General features: G+C 62.6%; 17 protein-coding genes and 1 pseudogene. 4 read left to right on the top strand and 14 right to left on the bottom strand.

The features are described 5' to 3' along the window. The 4 genes and pseudogenes from NZ453_RS06515 to NZ453_RS06500 form a co-directional block, all read right to left on the bottom strand. The coding region (locus tag NZ453_RS06515; RefSeq protein WP_263769653.1) for a hypothetical protein at positions 1-245 on the bottom strand (245 nt) is incomplete at its 3' end. A gap of 142 nt (positions 246-387) precedes the next feature. Beyond that, positions 388-4,362: a translocation/assembly module TamB domain-containing protein gene (locus tag NZ453_RS22035; protein WP_263769652.1), complete on the bottom strand. Its 3,975-nt coding sequence runs from the start codon at positions 4,360-4,362 to the stop codon at positions 388-390. Positions 4,363-4,511: 149 nt separating this feature from the next. After that, positions 4,512-6,209 (bottom strand): annotated as a pseudogene (locus NZ453_RS06505) (autotransporter assembly complex protein TamA); the annotation flags it as partial. A 62-nt stretch (positions 6,210-6,271) separates the two neighbouring features. Beyond that, positions 6,272-7,636 carry a cation:proton antiporter gene (locus NZ453_RS06500; protein ID WP_263769650.1) on the bottom strand — a complete coding sequence of 455 codons (1,365 nt, stop codon included), beginning with the start codon at positions 7,634-7,636 and terminating at the stop codon, positions 6,272-6,274. 414 nt (positions 7,637-8,050) lie between these two features. Between NZ453_RS06500 and NZ453_RS06495 the strand changes: the two genes are divergently transcribed. From NZ453_RS06495 to NZ453_RS06485, 3 genes are read left to right on the top strand one after another with little or no spacing between them, the layout of a single operon-like run. After that, a complete protein-coding gene (locus tag NZ453_RS06495) occupies positions 8,051-8,578 on the top strand; it encodes a hypothetical protein (RefSeq protein ID WP_263769649.1) in 528 nt (175 codons plus the stop codon). Beyond that, complete coding sequence (gene glgB / locus NZ453_RS06490) at positions 8,575-10,500, top strand: 1,4-alpha-glucan branching protein GlgB (protein WP_263769648.1); 1,926 nt, start codon at positions 8,575-8,577, stop codon at positions 10,498-10,500. Before NZ453_RS06495 ends, glgB begins: the two co-directional genes overlap by 4 nt. Continuing rightward, positions 10,481-12,538, top strand: a complete 2,058-nt coding sequence (locus tag NZ453_RS06485) for an alpha-1,4-glucan--maltose-1-phosphate maltosyltransferase (RefSeq protein ID WP_263769647.1) — start codon at positions 10,481-10,483, stop codon at positions 12,536-12,538. The genes glgB and NZ453_RS06485 overlap by 20 nt, the downstream gene beginning before the upstream one ends. Here the strand turns inward: NZ453_RS06485 and NZ453_RS06480 are convergent. The 10 genes from NZ453_RS06480 to NZ453_RS06435 all read right to left on the bottom strand — a co-directional run bounded on the left by NZ453_RS06480 (position 12,526) and on the right by NZ453_RS06435 (position 19,358). Further along, positions 12,526-12,957 carry a type VI secretion system amidase immunity protein Tai4 gene (locus NZ453_RS06480; protein WP_263769646.1) on the bottom strand — a complete coding sequence of 144 codons (432 nt, stop codon included), beginning with the start codon at positions 12,955-12,957 and terminating at the stop codon, positions 12,526-12,528. The two genes, NZ453_RS06485 and NZ453_RS06480, sit on opposite strands and share 13 nt — an antisense overlap. Before the next feature lie 96 nt (positions 12,958-13,053). Then, a complete protein-coding gene (locus NZ453_RS06475) occupies positions 13,054-13,770 on the bottom strand; it encodes an aspartate/glutamate racemase family protein (RefSeq protein ID WP_263769645.1) in 717 nt (238 codons plus the stop codon). A gap of 47 nt (positions 13,771-13,817) precedes the next feature. Next, positions 13,818-14,792 (bottom strand): GGDEF domain-containing protein, encoded by a 975-nt coding sequence (locus NZ453_RS06470; protein ID WP_263769643.1) that lies wholly within the window; start codon positions 14,790-14,792, stop codon positions 13,818-13,820. 200 nt (positions 14,793-14,992) lie between these two features. Then, positions 14,993-15,514: a GNAT family N-acetyltransferase gene (locus NZ453_RS06465; RefSeq protein WP_263769642.1), complete on the bottom strand. Its 522-nt coding sequence runs from the start codon at positions 15,512-15,514 to the stop codon at positions 14,993-14,995. Between the two features lie 43 nt (positions 15,515-15,557). Further along, entirely contained in the window at positions 15,558-15,989 is a 432-nt protein-coding gene (locus NZ453_RS06460; RefSeq protein WP_263769641.1) for a VOC family protein, read from the bottom strand. Between the two features lie 51 nt (positions 15,990-16,040). Then, positions 16,041-16,634: an NAD(P)H-dependent oxidoreductase gene (locus tag NZ453_RS06455; RefSeq protein WP_263769640.1), complete on the bottom strand. Its 594-nt coding sequence runs from the start codon at positions 16,632-16,634 to the stop codon at positions 16,041-16,043. An 85-nt stretch (positions 16,635-16,719) separates the two neighbouring features. Next, positions 16,720-17,199, bottom strand: a complete 480-nt coding sequence (locus NZ453_RS06450; RefSeq protein WP_263769639.1) for a hydrolase — start codon at positions 17,197-17,199, stop codon at positions 16,720-16,722. Positions 17,200-17,365: 166 nt separating this feature from the next. Further along, positions 17,366-17,887: a hypothetical protein gene (locus NZ453_RS06445; RefSeq protein WP_263769638.1), complete on the bottom strand. Its 522-nt coding sequence runs from the start codon at positions 17,885-17,887 to the stop codon at positions 17,366-17,368. Between the two features lie 80 nt (positions 17,888-17,967). After that, the gene (locus NZ453_RS06440; protein ID WP_263769637.1) at positions 17,968-18,843 is read right to left on the bottom strand and encodes a DMT family transporter; all 876 of its coding nucleotides are present in this window, start codon (positions 18,841-18,843) and stop codon (positions 17,968-17,970) included. Then, positions 18,840-19,358 carry a hypothetical protein gene (locus NZ453_RS06435; RefSeq protein WP_263769636.1) on the bottom strand — a complete coding sequence of 173 codons (519 nt, stop codon included), beginning with the start codon at positions 19,356-19,358 and terminating at the stop codon, positions 18,840-18,842. The genes NZ453_RS06440 and NZ453_RS06435 overlap by 4 nt, the downstream gene beginning before the upstream one ends. Positions 19,359-19,445: 87 nt before the next feature. Here NZ453_RS06435 and NZ453_RS06430 point away from each other — a divergent pair, with 87 nt between their 5' ends. Beyond that, positions 19,446-20,345 (top strand): LysR family transcriptional regulator, encoded by a 900-nt coding sequence (locus NZ453_RS06430; protein ID WP_263769635.1) that lies wholly within the window; start codon positions 19,446-19,448, stop codon positions 20,343-20,345. The last annotated feature ends 69 nt before the right edge of the window (positions 20,346-20,414 follow it).

Raw genomic sequence — 20,414 nt, 5'->3', positions numbered from 1 at the left:
AGCAATAACCCCACTTCGACGGGTTGTCCGAGCAGGGTCTTGAGTTCGAGGTGGGCGTTCGCCGACAGGCACTCGAGGTCGTACCGATAATTGACCGAGAGACCTTCTTCGCCGTGCAGACGGTGCGGCAAGAGCGTGGCTTCGGAAAACCCCCGCCCCGCGGCCAAACGCAGCCGCAGCAACCGGTCCCCTTGGCCAAAAAGCGATACGCCGCGGGCCAAGAGGGCCGAGAAAACATCATCCATGGCGGGGAATTATTGTGTTCTATTGGGACTGTGGATTCTACTATCCCCAATAGGTGAAGTACATATATAACGAAGGTCATAGATTTGGCGTCCATGGCTTGGCCGTCCCGAGGCGAACCCGAGGCCCGGCAAGCTCATGACGTCAGTGCGCGACGCTCGGCGGCGGGGGCGGGGGACCGGCGTCGGTGGGGACGCCGTCGTTCTTGGCGGCGCCGAACGAGAAGGTGTAGAGCAGCCCCAGGGTGGCACTCGCGCCCACCCGCCCAATCAGCGATAAGCCCCGCGTCACTTCGTACGTCACTTTGATCACGTTCTCGGCCGAACTCAGAGAACGCTCGTAGGAGACCACCGTGTGGGTGCCGATTCGCTTACCGACGGTGGCTATCTGCTCCGTCACCGTGGCGCTGCTGCCTTGCGCCAGGCTGCCGGCCACTGTGGTCGTCGGAAAACTGCTGCTCAGTCCGCCCGAGGTGCCGCTGGTAACAGATAGTTCCTCAAGGCCGAGCCCGCGCATCAGCGATTCAAGCGGGCCTTTGCCCTGATTGCCGCGCAACGCCATCGCGGCGGAGAGGAGCAGGCTGGCGTCCTGGCTGCCTAGCGTTTGGTTGGGGCCGCGACCCAGAACCATCCATGAAAGTTTTTCGGCATCCGGGACGTCTGGCGTCGAGACGAGCCGCACGACCGGATCGTTGACCGTCCCGCTCACCTCCACGCCGGCTTCCACAGGCAGGTTCTTCCGGATTGCACGTACGTTAAGGCCAGGATCGGTCATCAGTCCATTGAAATTGAGTATGCCGCGTTCGATTGCGAGTTCTTGCCCGTAGGCGTCGAAGGTACCGCTGACGGTATGCACCGAACCCGTGCCGCGGATCTGTTCCTGGCTCTCGGCGGTGAGTCGTACGGCGCCGGCGAGTCGGCTTTCGATGCCGGCACCGCGAAAATAGAAGTTGTCGCCGAGGTCGACACGCAAATCGAGAGCGAGACGCGGCGGTGTCCGGCGCGGCGTGGCGCGTCCTCCCGAATCCTTGCGCCGATCGACAATGACCACGTCGGACGACAGCGTCGGCTGGCCCGTGCCGGCGACCTCGACGTAGGCGGCATCGCCGTGCAAATCGCCGCTGATCGCGAGTCGGCCGTCAGCCAGGCGTAGGCCGCCGTTGCCTGAGAGCATGACCCAGCGGTCGGGGAGTTGCGAGACGGCGAGCCGGTCGGCCCGCAAGTCGATGCGGCTGTCGCCGCTACCGAGCACGAGTTCGCCTTCAGCGACGACCCGTCCCGGGCGCTCGGTGAAGCGCTTGAAGTCGAAGCGTTCGCCGTTCGGCCGCTGTGTCGCGGTGGAAACCATCTCCAGGCGCTGCAGGCGCACGGTTTCCGGTGTCATGTCGAGGCGCAGCGTGCCACCGCCCAGGTCGAGCCCGTAGTCGAGCAGCCGCACCTGCAGTTCGCTGCCCGACGCCTGACCCGTCGTCGTTGGCTTTGCCGGCGTGCCGCCAATGGCGAGGTCGGCGCCGAGACGGCCGCCTAAGCGAACGTTTTCTCCGGCAAGGCGGCTGAGCCAAGCGATCGACGGTACGTCGAGCCGCACGTTTCCTTGCCAGGCACTGTTGCTGGCGAGCGTCCAGCCGCCTTCCCCGGGGCGCAGCGGAACCGTCAGCCGGCCTTCGACGTTTCCGGCCGTGGTGCCGGTTCCTTTGAGGGTGACGAGCGCCTGGCGACCGACGAGGTCGGTGTTGAAATCGAGTTGCTGCAGGCCGAGGAAAAGTGTTTCATCGCCGGCGGCAAAGGCCAGGTCGCCCTGTTCTCGGCGAATGCGGATGTACCCGGCGGCACGATCGGCGAGGTCGATGGCCCATTCACCGCCGAGGCGTAACGTGCTGGGCGGGGCAGCAAGTGGAAGAAACGGGCGGACGAGAAGGTTCGTGAAGCGGCCTCGGCTTGCGAGCCGGTTTGGGGACCAGTCGACACCTTCGATGGTCGCGCGCCAGTCGTCGCCGGCAAAGTTCGCCGTGCGCAGGATCACCAAGCCGGGACCGGCCTCCAGGCGCGCACGATCGACTAGGCGGAAAGCGTGCGGCCCGTTCCACGTCAACGTTTCGATGTCGCCACGCCACACCTGACCGGACGCGAAACCGCCATTACCGCCCAGCCGCAACGTGCCTTCCGGGCCGACGCGCGCCGACAGATCGATGCGGTGCGCGGCTTGCTGCCCGTCGACGTGTAGCGACAGGTTGGTAATGTCAGGGATCGCCTCGCTAACCAGCAGACGAGCGGCAGAGAAAGCAATGCGCAGGGCGCCTTCCGGTTGCCACACACCTTGTGTCACCAGGTTGCGCCAATCCGCCTTGCCTGGAAGTGCAAAACGTGGCGACTGCAACGACCATTCGGCACCGGGGGTACGCAATGCACCGGTGAGCGTCGCACGGCCAGTAATGGTTCCACCCAGGCCGACTTGTTCCAGGCGAGGTGCGTCGATCGCGAGATCGAGGCGGTCCCCCGCCGCGCCCAGTCGGCCATGGACTTCAACGCGGTTGTCGCCGGCGCGCAGGGAAACCTCCGCGCGTTCCAGGCGGTCAGGTCGCAACAGCACATCGCCGGTACCGGCGAGCGGTCGGCCGGCAAGGGTGCTGTCGGCCAAAACGAAGTGCAGGTCGAGCGTCGGTTTGTCGGCCAGCGTTCCCTTTGCGTCGAGCGTGGCGTTCAAGCGGCCACTAGGCACCGCGGCGAAGAAGGCGGGATAGAGCGCCTGTAGCCGCCCATGCAGCGCGTATTCGCCTGCAGGTACGAGACGGCCGGACACTTCGAACAGACCGCCCCGCGCTTCCAACCGCGCCTGTTCAATCTCGATCCGATCATTTCGGCGCGTAGCCGCGAGTTCAACGCCGAACTCAGGATCGCGGAGGGAGGCTTTCAACGTCTGCGTTTCGGCCGATAGCTGGGCGTTGAGTTTGCCCGCGAGATGGGTGGGCCGAAGGATCGTGTGCCAGGTCGAGGCGTCAATGCCTCGGGCTTGCGCGTCTAGGTTGAGTTCCCCGCCCGACAATGCGCCGGTGCCCGACAACTGCCCCCGGGTAAGCGTCGCGGTGAAGGTAGGAAAGTCGATATGTAAGTTCTCTGAAGAGGCTGGTGTGCCAGCGGGCGCGCTGTGTCGGAATGTGAATTCGAGTCCGCGTACCGGCAATCGGCCCTCGTCGATTCGGCCAGGCTCGCGGTTGACGATGACGGCGGCGCCGGCGATGCGTGTGGGATCGTCGGCTAGCGGGGCGGTTTCCAAATTGATGTCGAGCCGCGCGTGTGGGGCCTCCTTGATCCAAACCGAAGGATTGACACCCGTTGCCGACAGCTTGCCGCGCGCGAGAGGCTGCGGCGCAAAAGGGGCCAGCAGGACTTCGCCTTTCGCCGTCAGTACGTCGCTCTCGGAGTTCGCGCGCACGGTGATTTCCGCGAGGCGGCCCTCAGCTTCAAGCGCCAGGACGACGGGATGGCCGAGTTCTTCTCCCGTCAGCCGCGCCGAGCCGGTGAGCGGAAACGGCGCTTGGCCATCGAGCGTTGCCTCGGCTTCGACGGCCGCGCGCGCCGTCGAGAAGCGCAGGCCTTCAACGCGATGATGCCGGCCATCGCTGATGACACGCGCTGCCAGATTCTCGATTTCGGTCAGATCCTGGCTGGCGCTCGTCGACGCTCCTGGAGAAGCCGGAGGGGTAAGTTCGCCGAGCTGAATGACGTCAACGTTGAGTCTGTCGATCGTGACGGGGAGCGGCAGCGTGAGGTCGGCGGGTTCCTCGTTGGGCTCATCGCTCGGGCGTGAAAACACCTGCAGGCGGCTCGCGCGCAGATGGTCGATGATCAAGGCACCGAGATGCCGCCCATTCAGCAGGGCACGCGGTTGCCACGCAAGGTCGGCCCTTTCGATGACAAGATGCCGGTCCTTGGTCTCGAAAACAATCCTTTCCGCACTGAGCGGACCGAGCAGACGGCCCGCAGGAGCCTCCACGACAAGGCCAGGAACGACCCACTTTCCCGCTGCCCACACGGCGAAGCGCAGGCCCGATGGCGTAGCCGCCACCCAGACCATGAACAGCACCATGAGCGCAAGTGCGAAAGCGATGCTTGCGAGCACGGGCAGGACGATGGATCTTTGGCGAGGTGGATTGATTGGACGGCGCAGGCGCATCTTCGGAAAACAGTTCAGAAGGTTCAGAACGCGACGGCAAGTGAAAAGTGAAGGCGCATCTTTTGATCGCGTTCCCCGTACGCAAGATCGACAGCAAGCGGTCCGGCCGGGCTCTTCCAGCGTATGCCGAAGCCATATCCTACCGCAGCGTCATAGGTCTGCCGCGTGTCCGAAGCGTCTCCCGCGTCGACGAAAACCGCACCGCCCCAGGCCGGTGTGAGCCAATGGATGTACTCGGCACTCGCCGTTGCGAGATAGCGGCCGCCCACGGTGGCCGTGCCTTCCTTGACGCCAAGGCTCTGGTAGCTATAACCGCGTACCGATTGCGCGCCGCCCGTACGGAAGAGGAATTCGCCGGGGATGCCTGAGCGGTCCGGCGCAAAGGTGCGCCCCAGTTCGCCGCGCAGGGTGAAGACGTCGCGCTCGCCGACCGGGAAGTAGTGTTGATAGCGCGAGTAGACGCGGACGAAGTTCTGATCGGAAAAAAATGCCTTCGCGCCGCCGCCGACCTGCAGTTGCGCGACGAACCCACGACGGGGGTTGAGCGGTGTATCGACCTTGCGCACGATCCACGAGCCGTCCAACGTCAGGGCGCGGTTGACGTGGCTCGGCGCATTGTCCGGTTCCTGTAGTTCGCGCTGCCAATTGACCGAGTAACGCGCTTCGACCGACCCACGTATCTGGGTGCGCACGGCTGCCAGTGCAATGCGCTTGCGCTTCAATCCAGCGATATCCTCATGTTGGCTGAGGAGACCGAAACTGTCGCGCCGATCCTCGCTGGGCGGCAGGTGGATGTCGGCAAACAGCGTCTGCCGTCGCTGTTCCAGGCGCAAGCCGGTCTGGAACTGCAGTGGGGTTTGCAGAAGGATGAGTCCGTTGTAGACCACTTCACCCTGGGCGCCGGTGTTCGTGTTGTAGCCCGTACCGAAAGATAGGCGGTGTGGCGGCGTCTCGCGGACGTGCACGTTGATCGGCGCGCGCACAGGGTCGTCTGCCGGGTTTTTCCCTTCCTCGGCCGGATCGCCGATTTCGACGCTGGCCGAGGTGAAGTACGGTGTGCGTTGCAACTGCGCCTGCAGGTCGAGAAGAGCTTTCTGCTCATAGCGTGAGCCTGGCCGGATCTTGTTGTAACCCTCGATGAGAGAGGGTGAATAACGCGAGAGACCGGTGACCCTGAGGCCGTTGAAAATGTAACGAGGTCCGGTCTCATAGATTACGTGTAGGTGCGCGGTGGAGGTTTCCGGGTCGATCTCAGCGGTGCTGTCGACGAGCTTTGCTGTCGGGAAATCGACCTCCAGCAGCCGGCGCAGCACGAGTTGTTTCGCGGCACGCCAGTCGGCATCGCGGAAAGGCTGCCCGGTTTTGAGCGGCCAGGCGGCAATCAATTCTTCGCGGCGTTCAGGTGGAATCTCGCCGCGAATCTCGACACCCGCTTCTCCCACGCTTGTGCGCGTGCCAGGTGACACCGCCACGCGCAGATCGCCGGGGTCGGCCGTGACATCGATTTGTGGCGCAAAATAGCCCTCGGTGGCAAGCAGGCCCGTGGCCGTGCGGCGCACGTCGCGCGCATAGGCTTCGAGTGCGGCACCACGTGCCTCCGCTGCCGGAGCGCGCACGTGGGCCCGAATGAGCTCGTCGAGTGGCTTCGGGGCCTGGACCGTCACGGCCGCGAATGCCGGCGTAACGAAGAGGGCTGCCAGCACAATCGCCACGCCGGCACCTCGTCGGGGCGCGTTCCCCACATTCGGCCGGGTATGGTGCGAGCATCCCGAGTACAACAATTTCAAGGCCATTCCGTCAGCATTTTCGCGCGTTCGCTGGGCGATTTGAACCATGCGCCTTCGTCCGCTCCATTTCACGATAGTTTCTTTTCTTCACTTTCGTCTACTCCGGGCGATAGGGACGGGCCGCGCTCCAGCTTCTGTTGCCGCCTGGCATAGTGTGCCATCAGGGGGGTGACCGATATGCCATGGACGATGATCGACACGGCAACGGTTGAGAGCGTCAAGGAGAGAACGGGTGTGACCCAGGCGTCGACCGGGTTACGGTTGAGGACAAACATCAGATAGTAAACCGAGCCGATGCCGCGGATTCCGAACCATGAAATCATCACCTGCTGTTCTCGCGAAACGCTTTCGCCGATCAAGCCAAGCCAAACAGAAATCGGGCGCGCAAGAAGGAAGATGAAAACCACAAAGACCAGGCTTCTGAAATCAAACCGGGCGTACGGGAGCATGACCCCAACCAGGAGGACGATGAGCAACTCCGCGATGCGTTCGAGCTGCTCGTTGAAGTTGCGCACAACTCGCGTCATATACGGACCCGCGAGTTCGGGATGGGTTGCCAGCGCGGCCTGCGCACCTCTGTCACCAAGGATGGCCGGGCCGGTGTCGACCTGTGACGGCGGACGCGGGGGGCGAGTTACGCGTTGCAGCGCGAGCCCGGCGGCGAAGACGGCCAGAAATCCGCTGGCATAGGCAATCTGAGCCGCTCCGTAGGCAAGTCCGATGAGACCTAGCGAAATGAACTCATCGAGACCAACGGCCTCGTTATGCGAAGTGCGTAGGTAAAGAACGAGCTTGCCAATGACATGGCCGAGCAGGATGCCGATGAGCAAGCCGCCCGCCAGCGCCCATAAGAGATCCACGGTGATCCAGCGCATCCCCGCCGGCCCGAGATCGTGCAGTCCGACCATCCCGAGCCCGAGCATCACGAAAGGAAACGCCGCTCCGTCGTTAAGTGCGCCTTCTCCGGTCAGGCTGAAACGCAGGCGGTCGCGGTCGGTCGGTTCCTCAACCTGTACATCGGCCGCGAGCACGGGATCTGTCGGGGCAAGAATGCCGCCGAGCAGGATCGCTGCGCCCAGCGGTAGCTTGAGAAACACCATGCCAGCGGCCGCAATGAGAGCGACGGTAATCATCATGGACAGAAGAGCCAGGCGCATTGGCAGGATCCAGCGGCGGCCCCAATACGGCAATCCGAGCTTGAGCCCCACCGAGAAGAGGGATATGAGCAGCGCGATCAGCGATCCACGCTCGACAAGTGCCGCAAACTGGCGTGGATCGGGCAACAGAGGCCAGATTCCCGCTACGCCGAGACCGTAGCCGGCGGCAAGGTAAAGCATCGAGGCACTGAGGGGCAGCCGCTTCAGGAGCGAACTGCCGAGCGCCATCGCGATCATCAGCGCGCCGAGCGCCACTGCCCAGAACTGGAAAGACATTGCCGGTCTCCGAACGGGTTGATTGAGCGCCGCGCCGACATCGCTCCGGCCGCTCCGGAAATGGCTTCTCGTAGGTATCGACATCAACACCGACGTCGCGTTCGTAGCAAGAAAATGGCCCACCGACAAAAGCTCATCGAGAGCGCCTTCGAACACGCGCCGCTTGGCCACTAGATTTCGTCTTTTGCGCGAACTGCCCAACGGGAATGAGCCTTGCCTCTAGGGCTGGAACCGTCGGTTCTCTGCGTGCGCTGGCTTGTGTCGGCTTCCGGCGGTAACGACGACGCATAACCCAAAGTCGGCAGGGATCCGGGACTGAAGAATTGTCCCGTGGGCATGCCGATTGCCAGCCCTGATTAATCGCCCGCGAAGCCCGGATTACGTGGCTTATCAACGAAGAAGGAGATACTGAAAATGCTGCCATCGACTGTCGATCGGGTTCCCCGGCATACCGCCGAACACATCAACCAGCGCATCCGGCACAAGATGCAACGCGACGTCGAACGTGCCGTCCGCGGCGGGCCCCGCGAGATCGAGCGCCGCCTTGCCGAACTCGACCGCGAGTGGGACATCGAGCGCACGTTGGAAGCAAATGCCTCCACGGTGATTCTGGCTGGACTTGGCTTGGGCATTAGCGTCGACCGGCGTTTCCTCGCGCTACCGATTTTGGCCGGTGGTTTTTTGCTCATGCATGCGCTACAGGGCTGGTGCCCGCCGTTGCCGATCTTCCGCCGGCTCGGCGTGCGGACGGCGAGCGAGATCGAAGAGGAGCGGCGGATGCTGCTCGTCGAATCCCGCACTGATGCGCGCGAACGCTCACGCGAGGACTCAATCCGCCAAAGCACCGGAACCACATCGGCGCCGGACGAGGGGACTATCGTCCGACCGCTTTCGCCCTCCATGCAGGTCGACACAGGGGCCGCCGCCGGACAAGCAGGATGATGAGCGTTTCGCGGGGCTTGTCTCCGGAAGCCGGTGCTTCGCCCCTGTTGGGTGCGGAGCGCGAGCGGCTTTATGAGCGCATGGGCTGCCAGCTTAGCGCCCAGGGCGCGCGTTTCAGCGTATGGGCTCCGAATGCTCGCACAGTCTCCGTTATTGGCGACTTCAACAACTGGAATCCGCAAGCCAACGCGCTCAACGCCTGCGACGATGGGTCCGGGTGCTGGGAAGGTTTCATTCCCGAAGTGGGGCGGGGCGATCTCTACAAGTTCCATATCGTCAGCCAGGACGGGCAGGTCCTCGATAAAGCAGATCCCTTTGCCTTTTTCGCCGAACTGGCGCCGGGAACCGCGTCGCGTGCCTGGCGGCCGCAGTACGCGTGGGGCGACGCCGAGTGGATGGAAGCGCGTGCGGCCCGGATAGCCGGCGGCGCCACCGAGCGTCCGATCAGCATTTACGAAGTGCACCTCGGATCGTGGCGGCGACCGAGTGGCGGCTTGCCGAACTACCGGGAGATTGCGCCGCTGCTCACCGAATATGTGGCCGAGAGCGGGTTTACGCACGTCGAGATCCTGCCGCTCATCGAGCACCCGGTGTATGCCTCGCAAGGCTACCGCGCCACCGGCTACTTTGCGCCGACCGCGCGCTATGGAACGCCCGAAGACTTCATGTTCCTTATCGATGCGCTGCACCGAGCGGGCATCGGCGTGATACTCGACTGGGTGCCGGGAAACTTTTCGGGCGACGCGTACGGGCTGGCTCGATTCGACGGCGGATTCCTCTATGAACGCGTCGACCCGGTGCGCGGAGCTCAGGCTGGCCGCTATCCCGAAACGTTCGACCATGGGCGCGAAGAGGTAGCGAACTTCCTGCTCTCCAGTGCGCTGTTCTGGCTCGATCGCTACCACATCGACGGCCTGCGCATCGACGCCGTCGACTCGATGCTTTACCTCGATTATGGGCGTCGCGCTGGCGAATGGATTCCGAATCGCGAGGGCGGCCGGGAGAATCTCGAAGCGGTGGCTTTCTTGCAGCGACTCAACGAGGCGATCGGCCGCGAGCATCCGGACGTGTTTACCATCGCCGAAGAATCTTCAGCGTGGCCGATGGTAACGCGCCAGACGCATCTTGGCGGTCTCGGTTTCAGCATGGCATGGAACGTTGAATGGATGCGCGACGTCCTCGATTTCATGCACCACGATCCGTTGTTCCGCAAGTTTCACCATGACGCCCTGACCGCGTCGGTACAACACGCCTTTCGCGAGAACTTCGTCGTCCCGCTGCCGCACAACGTGTGCTGGAACGGGCAGGGCTCTCTCTTCTCGCACATGCCCGGTGACGACTGGTTGCGCTTTGCCGGCCTGCGCGCGCTTTACGGTTTCCAGTGGGCCTATCCGGGCAAAAAGCTCTTGTTCATGGGCAACGAGTTCGGGCAGCGCCGTGAATGGTCGCTCGAACCTTGGGCGGACACGACGTTGGAATGGGACGCGCTGCACGATCCCTGGCATGGCGGATTGCGGCGGTGGGTCGGCGATCTCAACCGTCTCTATCGCCGCTACCCGGCCTTGCACGAGCAGGATTTCGACGAGGCCGGTTTCCGCTGGGTCGACGGCAGCGACCGCGAAAACAGCGTTCTCGCCTTCTTGCGCTGTGCCAAAGACGGTTCCTCGATTCTCGTGTTGTGCAATTTCACGCCGGTATTGCGCACCAACTATGTCATCGGCGTACCCGCCGACGGACTGTGGCGCGAAGCTCTGAATAGCGATGCCGAAATCTACGGCGGCAGTGGAGCGGGGAACTTCGGCGGTGCCGAAGCCATGCCGGTGCCCTCGCACGGGCAGCCCATGTCGCTGACGCTTACGCTGCCACCGCACGCCGCGCTGTTTTTCGCCCGGGAGGAAAGGAATGCGGCCCTGGCTCGTTGAACTACCGCCGGAAGGTCGATTGCGCGCCCAAGTCGAAGCGGTGACTCCGCAGATCGAAGGCGGGCGTTTTGCGGTGAAGCGCGTAGTCGGCGACTCGCTTATCGTCGAGGCCGCCTGTTTCACGGATGGACACGACGCCGTTTCGGCAATTCTCTGCTGGCGCCGGATCGAGCGTGAGGAGGAAGCCAGCGGTGGTCCCGAGGTTGGCGACGCGGGCGCGCGTCGACATTGGCATGCCGTGCCGATGGTGCCCATTGGAAACGACCGGTGGCGGGGTACCTTGCGCGTGAACGAAATCGGTCGCTGGTGGTACACCGTTTCGGCGTGGGTCGACGGTTTCCGTTCGTGGCGCGCGGAATTGGCCCGACGGACTGAGGAAGCCGATATCCGCAGCGCGCTTCTCGTCGGCGCCGTTCTCGCCCGCGCGGCCGCCAGCCGGGCGGAAGGGGAGGACCGGGAGACGCTGCTTGCCTGGTCGGGGCGCTTGCGGGAAGAAAGCGTCGGCGGCTCGGTGTCCGAACTCAAAACGCTGGCACTCGACGACGCGATGGCCGAACTTGCCGGGCGCTACCCCGACCGGCGTTTTTCCACCTACCATACGCCGCTGCCGCTCGAAGTCGAACGCGAGCGCGCGGGCTACGGCGCCTGGTACGAGATGTTTCCGCGGTCGGCCGGCAACGGCGTCGAGCATGGACGGTTCGCGGACTGCATCGCGCGGCTGCCCGCGGTTGCCGCCATGGGCTTCGACGTGCTCTACCTGCCGCCGATCCATCCCGTCGGTCGTGAACGCCGCAAGGGGCCGAACGGCTCGCTCGTCGCCGGTCCCAACGACGTCGGCAGCCCGTGGGCGATCGGCGCCGCCGAGGGCGGCCACACGGCAATTCACCCGCAGCTCGGCACGGCGGCCGACTTCCGCCAGTTGGTGGAGCAGGCCCGCGATCACAAGATCGAAATCGCCCTCGATATTGCGCTGCAGTGTGCGCCCGATCACCCCTGGGTCGTGGAGCATCCGACCTGGTTCAGGCGGCGCCTGGACGGCAGTGTGCAGTACGCGGAGAACCCGCCGAAAAAATACCAGGACATTTATCCCTTCGATTTCGAGAGCGATGACTGGCGTGCCATGTGGCAGGCGCTGGCCAGCATCTTCCGGCATTGGATCGACGAAGGCGTGCGTATCTTCCGAGTCGATAACCCGCACACGAAAGCCTTCCCCTTCTGGGAATGGGCCATCTCGTCGATTCGCCGCGACTATCCGGACACCATCTTCCTCGCCGAGGCTTTTACGCGCCCGAGCGTGATGCATCGGCTGGCCAAGCTCGGTTTCAGTCAGTCGTATACCTACTTCACCTGGCGCAACACGCGTGCGGAACTCACGGCCTATTTCGAGGAGCTGACGCAGGGGTCGGGTCGCGAGTATTTCCGGCCCAATGTCTGGCCGAACACGCCCGATATCCTGCCTGAGTACCTGCAGATCGGCGGGCGCCCCGCGTTCATCGTGCGCTTCGTGCTCGCCGCCACGCTGGCGGCGACCTACGGCATCTACGGACCGGCGTTCGAATTACAGGAGTCGCAGCCGCGCGAGCCGGGGAGTGAGGAATATCTCGATTCGGAGAAGTACCAATTGCGGCAATGGCCGCGTGACCGCGCCGATAGTCTTGTCAGCCTGATCGGCCGGGTGAATCGTATCCGCCGCGAGAATCCCGCCTTACAGAACAACGCCTCACTACGCTTCCTGCCGATCGACAACGAGCAACTCATGGCCTATGCCAAACGTTCTGAGGACGGACGCAACGTCATCGTGGTCGTCGTCAATCTCGATCCGAACAACGTCCATACCGGATGGCTTGACCTCGACCTAAGCCAGTTCGGGATCGCGCCCGGTTCGTCGTTCCAGATGCACGATCTGCTCTCGGGCGTCCATTATCTGTGGAGCAGCGCGCGCAACTTCATTCGGCTCGACCCACAACGGATGCCGGCCCATATCTTCCGTGTGCGGCAGCACGTGCGCACCGAACGCGACTTCGACTACTTCCTCTGATCCTCCCCGGGCGGTGCCGGCTGTGTGGCGCTCGGGGACGTGGCTGCTGTACGCAGGTAGCGGCGTGCGAGGCGAGCAAGTTCACGGCTGTGATAGAAATCGATGCATTTCATGAGGATGAGCGGTTCGCCGGAGTGGCTGGCGTACTCGCGGGCAAGGAAACGGCGGGCGAGTTCCGCGGCCTCGGTGTGTGCTTCCAGTGGTAGGGAGCCGAGTTCGAGATAGCCGGCCGCCACGGCCGAAGCGTCCGCAGCCATCGGCTGGCCGGCATAGCCTTCGGCGATACAAGCGCTGAGTGCAAAGTTGCGGAAGTGCTCAAGCGGCGTGTAGATGGGATGTGCGGGCGGTTCGGCGGCAACGGCGTGCGCCGCGTAGATCGAAGTCAGCATCAACACAGAAATGGAAGCGATGAGGCGCATCTTGTTGCTCCCTGAATGCGGCGCCGTTTGCACGCGCACGATGCGGGCTTGCGGCCGGCAAGACAGCTCTGATTTTCGGTGCTCAAATTCCGGGCTTTAGTTTCGATCGTTGTCCTGCCGCCCCTCAATCCAGCGCTGGCAGATGGCGTTGACGTGAATCGCGGTTGTGTTGAGGAAGGGAATATCCGCGGCACCGTCCTCCAGAATCAGTGGGAGCTCGGTACAACCGAGAATGACGCCATCGACGGCATGGCGATGTTTCATTTCGTCGATGATGGCCAGCAACTCCCGACGCGTCGAATCGTGGAAAATGCCGCGCTCGATCTCGCTGTCGAGCTTGTTTTCGATGTAACGTTGCGCCGCCGGGTCGGGCGTTACGACGGCGATTTCCGCGGCCGCGAACCGGTCGCCGTAAAAGTTCGTGCGCATCGTGAGGCCGGTGCCGAGCAACGCCAGTTTGCGGAAGCCGCCGAGCTTCGCCGCATCCAGCGTGGCCTGCACGATGCTGATGAGCGGCAGCGGTGATTGTCCGCGGATGGCGTCGAAGACGACGTGCGGTGTATTCGATGCAATAGCGGCGAAGTCGGCACCGGCGTCCTTGAGCGCGGCAACCTTGCATGCCAGCCAATGCGCCATTTCATCGAAGCGGCCGTCATCGGCGAACTTGAAAAGCTGCGCCATATCGACGCTGTAAATGATGATGTCCGGGGTCGCCAGGCTCTTGTTGTACTCGTGAAAAAAACGCGTGATCCGCTTGTAGTAATCCGCCGTCGCTTCCGGCCCGAGTCCGCCGATGATTCCGATCTTTTGCATGGTGATCTCCCTGTTCTATTCGTTTGGTGCAGCGGCCGAGGCCGCATCTAGCGTCTCGGGCGGGTAGCAAAAAGATAGCGGTTTGGCCCCAGCTTCTTGGCTTCGAGCAACGCGCGATCGGATGACCCGATCAAACCTTCCGGCGTCACCCCGAGCGGCGGATGCAACGCGATTCCCATGCAGCACGCCGGCGTCAACGTGGCGCCCTCAATCTCGACAGGGGCCGTTACGCGTTGCAGCAGGCGTTCGGCCATCGCTTCGACCTGCGCCTTCGAATCGACCTCCGGAATGAGGACAAAGAATTCGTCGCCCCCCATGCGCGTGACGCTGTCGAACTCGCGTACCGAATTCGTCAGTCGGTTGGCCACCGCGACCAGCAGCTGGTCGCCCGCACCGTGGCCGTAGGTGTCATTGACGAGTTTGAAGGCGTCGAGGTCCAGGCTGATGGCGGCGACGAAACGCCGGGTGCGTTTGGAAAGCGCCATGGCTTGCTGGATACGGTCCTTCAGCAGCACGCGGTTCAGCGTGCCGGTCAGGAAATCGTGCGTTGCCAGTTCCTCAGCGCGTACCTTCGCTTCACGCAACTCCCGCTCCATCAGCTTGAGCGGCGTGACGTCGGCGACGTGCACGAAAATCCCCTCGACCCGGCCCTCAACGATACGCGGGGTGTAGGTGGCCAGGCTATAGCGCAGTCGGCCGTCGGGCGTTGGGATTTCGCGCTCGAACACCTGTCGCTGCCCCGCGTAGGCCGCCTTCAGGTAAGGCAGGTTGCGCGGATAAATCGGGCCGAGCAGTTGTTCTAACGTGATACCGATCATCTGCTCGCGCGTCTTGCCGAACCAATCCAGGTAAGCGTTATTGGCGAAGACACAGGTCTGGGCGTTGTCCCAGTAGGCGACCATCGCGTCCAGATGGTCAACGAGTTCGAGCAGGATGTTCTCTCCCCGATGGTTGGTGTCGCAACCTGCAGCGGAGGAGGCGCCGAGCCGTGGTGCTTCCGATCGGTCGAGCAACTCTGTCATCTTCATCGCCTCCCTGATAAACCGGCATTCGACAGTCGGCCGAAAAGCGAGGCGAATTCTCGACGCGGCGCAATACGGCGAAGCGTTTCAGTCGGCAGAACCATCGTGGACCTTGGCGGTGTGAAATTCAAGTCGATGCGTCCGGTGGCACCCTGCGTGCGCGATTTAATCGCTTCCGATACCCCCAGACCGGCTAGCCGTTACGATGGTTCCCGCTCTACGGAGTCAAGGGCGTACGCCATATAGCGTACGGTGAACGGCAAATGCGGGAAGCGGCGCGTTTCTCCCGGGACAAAGCCGAGCTTGGCGTACCAACGCTCCAGTTCGACGTACTCGGCAATTATCCCGATGCTCAACGTCTTGGCCGATCTGGCGCGCGCGTCCTCGACGACGTGCCGTACCAGCCGCTCCCCGATGCCTTGCTGCCGGTAAGCCGGCAGCACCGAAAGGCGATTGAGGTAAGCCACCTCCGCATTCGGATTCTCTGTCGCCACGCATGCTACCGGTTCGCGTCCGAGTTCGAGAACGAAGTAGCGTTCTCCGCGCGAGAAGTCGTTTCGCAACCAATCTTCCGTGCACATCGAGGGGTGCTTGGGGCAGTTTTCGGCAGTGAGTCCGAAGCGTTGCGCCACGTCGCGATGCGAGAGGGCGATCAAGCGGGCAAGCAGTGCGGCGTCAGGTAGTTCGGAGGACCGGATAGCGATGGGGGGCAGGGACTTCATTGGATACTCTCATTGTTCTTGGCGAAGGTGTCTCGCCGATACCTTACCAGCGATCGTGTCGCTCCCGGCGTTCTTGGCGATAGTTCGTTATTTCCAGACGCACCCCGTCGGGATCGACAAAAAAGGTTGCCCAATAATCGGTGGCGTACTCGGGGTAGTTCGCGGCCGGTGAAGCGTCGATGCCGAGTGCACGCAGGCGTTCGGCGGCGTGGACTACGTCGTCTACAGAGTCGACGCGCAGGCAGAAATGATGCAGGCCTGGCGTGTAGGCGTCGAAGGGTCGTACCGATCGAGCGGGACGAATCACGTAGCCGAAATGCCGATTGAAGTATTGAACATGCGGTTCGTTACCGATGGTAAAGCGGTTCTTGCGAAAGCCGAGCGTTTCGAGGAAGACGCGATCGTAAAACGTCTCGGCGCGCGCAAGATCCGAAACTGCGATGTAGAGGTGGTCGATTCCTGTGACTTCGATCATGGCGTTCCTCGGCATCTAGGAATACGCAGTTTAGAGATACGGCGCACACCCCTACGACCACTTTGCAAGGGTGGCGCGTACTCGCGAGCAAAAAGCGTCCACCTGCCGGGCGGCAAGGTCTTCGGCCTCGTAAAGCGAAAGCATCTCCAACCGACAGGCCGGGGCACAAGCCCCCAGTATCGCCGTTTTCAGGACGCGGCGAACCGGTCGCCGCAACACCAGCCGATCGACCCACCACGGCGACCCGAGCGAGGTGATGGCAAGCGTTCGGCGCAGGTTGTGCAAGCGCGGCGTGATGGGTCCTAAATCGCTCGCATGATCGTATGCAATCCCGGGCGCCCAGACGCGGTCGAACCACCCTTTGAGCACTGCTGGAAATCCGAACCACCAGGTGGGAAAAGCGAGAACGAGGGCTTCGGCCGCCAGCAGGCGTTCGACCTGTGGTTGGATTGCTGACGCGTCGAAAGGATGCACGTAGTACGACTGCCGTTCGGAGAATGTCAGCGATGGCGGGAAACTGGTCCTGCACAGATCTTCTATTTCGACCTCATGGCCGCCGGACCGAAGCGTATCGGCCGCCGCCCGGGCCAGCGTATGGCAGAGACTTTCGGGAACCGGGTGAGCGACGACGACAAGGCATTTCATGGTAGGTTGGACCGGGAAAGAGGGGGCGCTAAACCCGGCGACCTCGTCGTCGCATGGCGACTCACGAATCTGAATTCAGTGGCCTTCAATTTTCATTGACCCCAGCGACAACGGCCACGTAATTCTTGCCGTACTTCTTCGCACACTTCGGGCACGTGGTGTACCACATGAACCATTTACCGATGCGCAGGTTTTTGGCACGCGCATAGGACTCGAAATCCCGGCACCAAGCGTCGGTGTTCTTGTACGGGCCCTCGTATACCTTGCTCAGAAATTTTCCGCTGAGGGACACGTTTTCCACGCCGGGGATGTCTTTATCCACCGCGAGGTAAATGTCCATGTTCCACTTCGACGTGTGGTCGGAAAGACAGAGATCGTCGGGGATGGCGGCACCTGCGGCCTTGACCTTTTCATAAAGCGCCTTGATGACGCTGCCGAAGTTGAGCGGTATGTAAAAAAGCGTGAACACTCGGCCTTTGATGAACTTCTTGTCCTGCCATTCGAACGTTTTTTCGTCCCAGGGTGCGGGATCGAATTTGGGGCAACATGTTTCGCCGTCCATCATTCTCCCTCCAGTTTTTGGCTTGACTTCGATGCGCCGGGCGCGCAGGGCTAAAAGCTGACGCTATGCGCGCATGGCGATCTGCGATCGTAGGCCAGGATGATGCCGTTGGCAATAACGTCATCATTTTTCGCTCATGAGAGCGAAGGTGCCAAGCAGAATCGGACGGTTATTTGATGCTGATGGAATCTTCAGCCGAGAAGTGGCTGAAGAATGATCCAGGCATTTTCGCCGCCGACGAGAGAATGGGGAGGGCGAACAGCATGAGTACGGAAATGAACAGCGGAAATCCTTTAGCCTCACGCTCGGTGAACGGCTCGTTGGACGACCACTCGACGCCGCCGATCGTGACGAAGGTGAAGATCAGGATCGCGGCCGCGAGCGGCAGCGCGAGTTTCACGGGCTTGGGGCACCAACGCACCATCTGGCGCATCTCGATGATTGACAGGCCTTCCTCGTCGCTGGGATGCAGCGGACGGCCGTGCAGGACTTGGGCATACTCGCTGAACAAGAGGAGCGCTAATCCCAGTACGGCGAACGCGACGAGAATCGACGGGACGAGCAACAGCTCGACCACGCGAGCGGACGCGACGCCGGCGTGAACACCGGCCGTCAGGGCCAGGCAAGCGATGCTGCCGAGGAGGGCGGCTTTCTCGGCACGACGGATCAGTCGCTTTCGTTCGCTCAGCATCGGCGATGACTGCATTTCAGAGTTAACCAGACGTCATCATCGCGCACGGGGTCGAACCGGACAAGCCACGGAGGCAGAAACTACGCCCAGGCGAGCCCCGCTACGCCGCAAAGCATGATAGCGGCTCCGGCAAATTGTTCGGGTTTTACGGTCTCGTGCAGAACCCGAGCACCGATCAAGGTACCGATCAGCATCGATATCTCGCGCACCGGTGCCACGTAGCTGACCGGTGCCCGCTGAACGGCAAACAAAACTAGCGTATAAGCCACAGGGGAAAGGATGCCGACAGCCACGATCGCACGGCGATCGACGCGCCATTCTTGACGCAAGGCCGCTACGGCTGGACGGCTGCGCAGGGCAAATGGCGCTTGCAGGACAAGGCGCAAGACAAGTCCCGAGACATAGAAGACGAGCGGGTCCATGCGCAAGCCCTTGATCGCCCAGCCGTCGATGATCGTGTACGTGGCGATGAATGCACCGGTGGCCATACCCCATAAGGCGCCGATCTGCCGTCTCCTGGCGTCGCTCTGCAATGTTCGCGTAATGCCGGCCGAGATCAGAACGCCTGTGAGAATAGCGGCGACGGCAAACCATCCCAGAACGCTCGGTTTTTCGCCCAAGAGGAGGACGGCGGCTACCACCGCGAGCATCGGCCCGCTACCGCGGGCTACCGGATACACGATGGCAAAGTCGCTGGCTCGATACGCGGTTTGCAAGACGAGCGAATACAGGACGTGCACCACGGCGCTGGCTATTACGGCCGACCACATCGCCGCACCGAATTCGGGCCGATGCACAACCCACATCCAGGCAGCGAAAGGCAAAGCGGCGGCGACGCTGACCATTCCGTAGAGGAAGACGAAGGGGGCGCCTCCGCTTGCTTTCTTGGCCACGGCGTTCCACACGGCGTGGCAAACGGCGCCGGTGAGAACGAGAAGCAGGGCGAATGCGCTCATGGGCGCTTCTCAATATCTTCGGGGAACCGAAATTCGTTGCTGATGAGGGACCGCAGCCGCTCGCCTATGCGTTGGCATTCGCCGTCGTCGAGCGGCGTGAAGCGCGCCGCCCAGGCGGGTGTGTCTTCGTAGTTCGGGAAGCGCGGTGCTTCGCCCCAGCGCCAATCCGGATCAGTGGCGTTGGGACTGCGGCCGAAGATATGCAAATGAACGCGGCGGTGGATTTCCGGGTTTTTCGGGCCCACGGGATCGGTTCGGTCATTCAGGGCCCAGTTGCCGGCCTCCCAGTAGTTGAGGCAGCCCCCACGCAGTACCGGCAAGGTATCGAGCATTGCCCGGCCGGTGGCGGCAACGAGCAGCGACCACCGCACGAGCTCCGGTACGCTGAGACAACTGCGTTCCCACACCTCGCGTGGCGGATTGACGATCAGATGGCCGCCATCACGCCGATCACACAAAGCCCTGTCGGGCACCACAACCGTTCCGCCCGCGCCGGAGAAAACCGTCTGCCCCATAGCCGCTCCTTGAATGACAACGTAAGACAATGATCGCGCGGCTATGCGCGAAAGGGCAGCGAAGTCATGAGTTAAACTGTGTGGCCTATGAGAAATTCGAATAATGAGAGACGCGCATTGCCGCTCAATTCGATCCGCGTGTTCGTTGAAGCGGCGCGCCGTGGCAGTTTCAGCCAGGCGGCTCGTACGCTCGGCTTGACTCAGAGCGGTGTCAGCCACCACGTGTCGGGGTTGGAGAAACACCTGGGACATCGGCTGTTCATGCGGCGTGGCGCAGCCATCGAGCTCACCGATGCCGGGCGCCTCTATTTCGATACCGTGCAGGAAGCGATGGGTACGCTTGAGCTCGCTACTCTCCAGTTTGCGCCGCCCGTACCCGGCGCGCGTCGCCTCGTGGTACGCACGTCGCTGCCAACGTTTGCCATGACGGTTCTGATTCCTGCGTTGCCCCGTTTCGTAGGCGAGCCGACGACGACCGTCGATGTGATTACCTCGCTGTCGCCTCCTCAGCCCGGCGAAGCTTACGATCTGCTCATCTCGCGTGACCTCTCGATCGGTGATGACGAGACGCACTGGCAGATTGCTACCGAGGATCTGGTCTGCGTGGCCGCGCCCGCAATGCTCACAAAGAATGCCGAGCGGTCGATGGCCGATTGGCCCTTCATCGTCGCGCGTTCGCGCCCGGATACCTTGCCATTCTGGGCTAACCGGCAAGCCCTCGACGTGCGGGGAATTCGTATCGCCGCAGCTTTCGAGCACTATTTTTTGGCGATCCCGGCCGTCGTCGCCGGCATGGGCTTTCTCGTGGTTCCCCTCTTACTTGTTGCCGAGTCAATGCGCGCCGGTCTGCTCGTTACGGCCGATGCGCCGGCGGTGCGGGGCGACGCCAGCTACAAGGCGTTCATCAATCCCCATTCGACGGCGCCCGAGACGGCCACGGCCTTTTGTCGTTGGCTCAAGGCAGAACTCCGGGATCGGTCGGGCTAATCCGATCAAGAACCGTCTGCCGAAGCGTTGGCGAGCACGCGGCCGATCAAGGCCCGGGGAGTTGTGAGC

This window comes from Propionivibrio soli (assembly GCF_025770765.1).
In the GTDB taxonomy this organism is placed as follows: Bacteria; Pseudomonadota; Gammaproteobacteria; order Burkholderiales; family Rhodocyclaceae; genus Propionivibrio; species Propionivibrio soli.
This window is presented reverse-complemented; position numbering and strand designations above follow the sequence as displayed.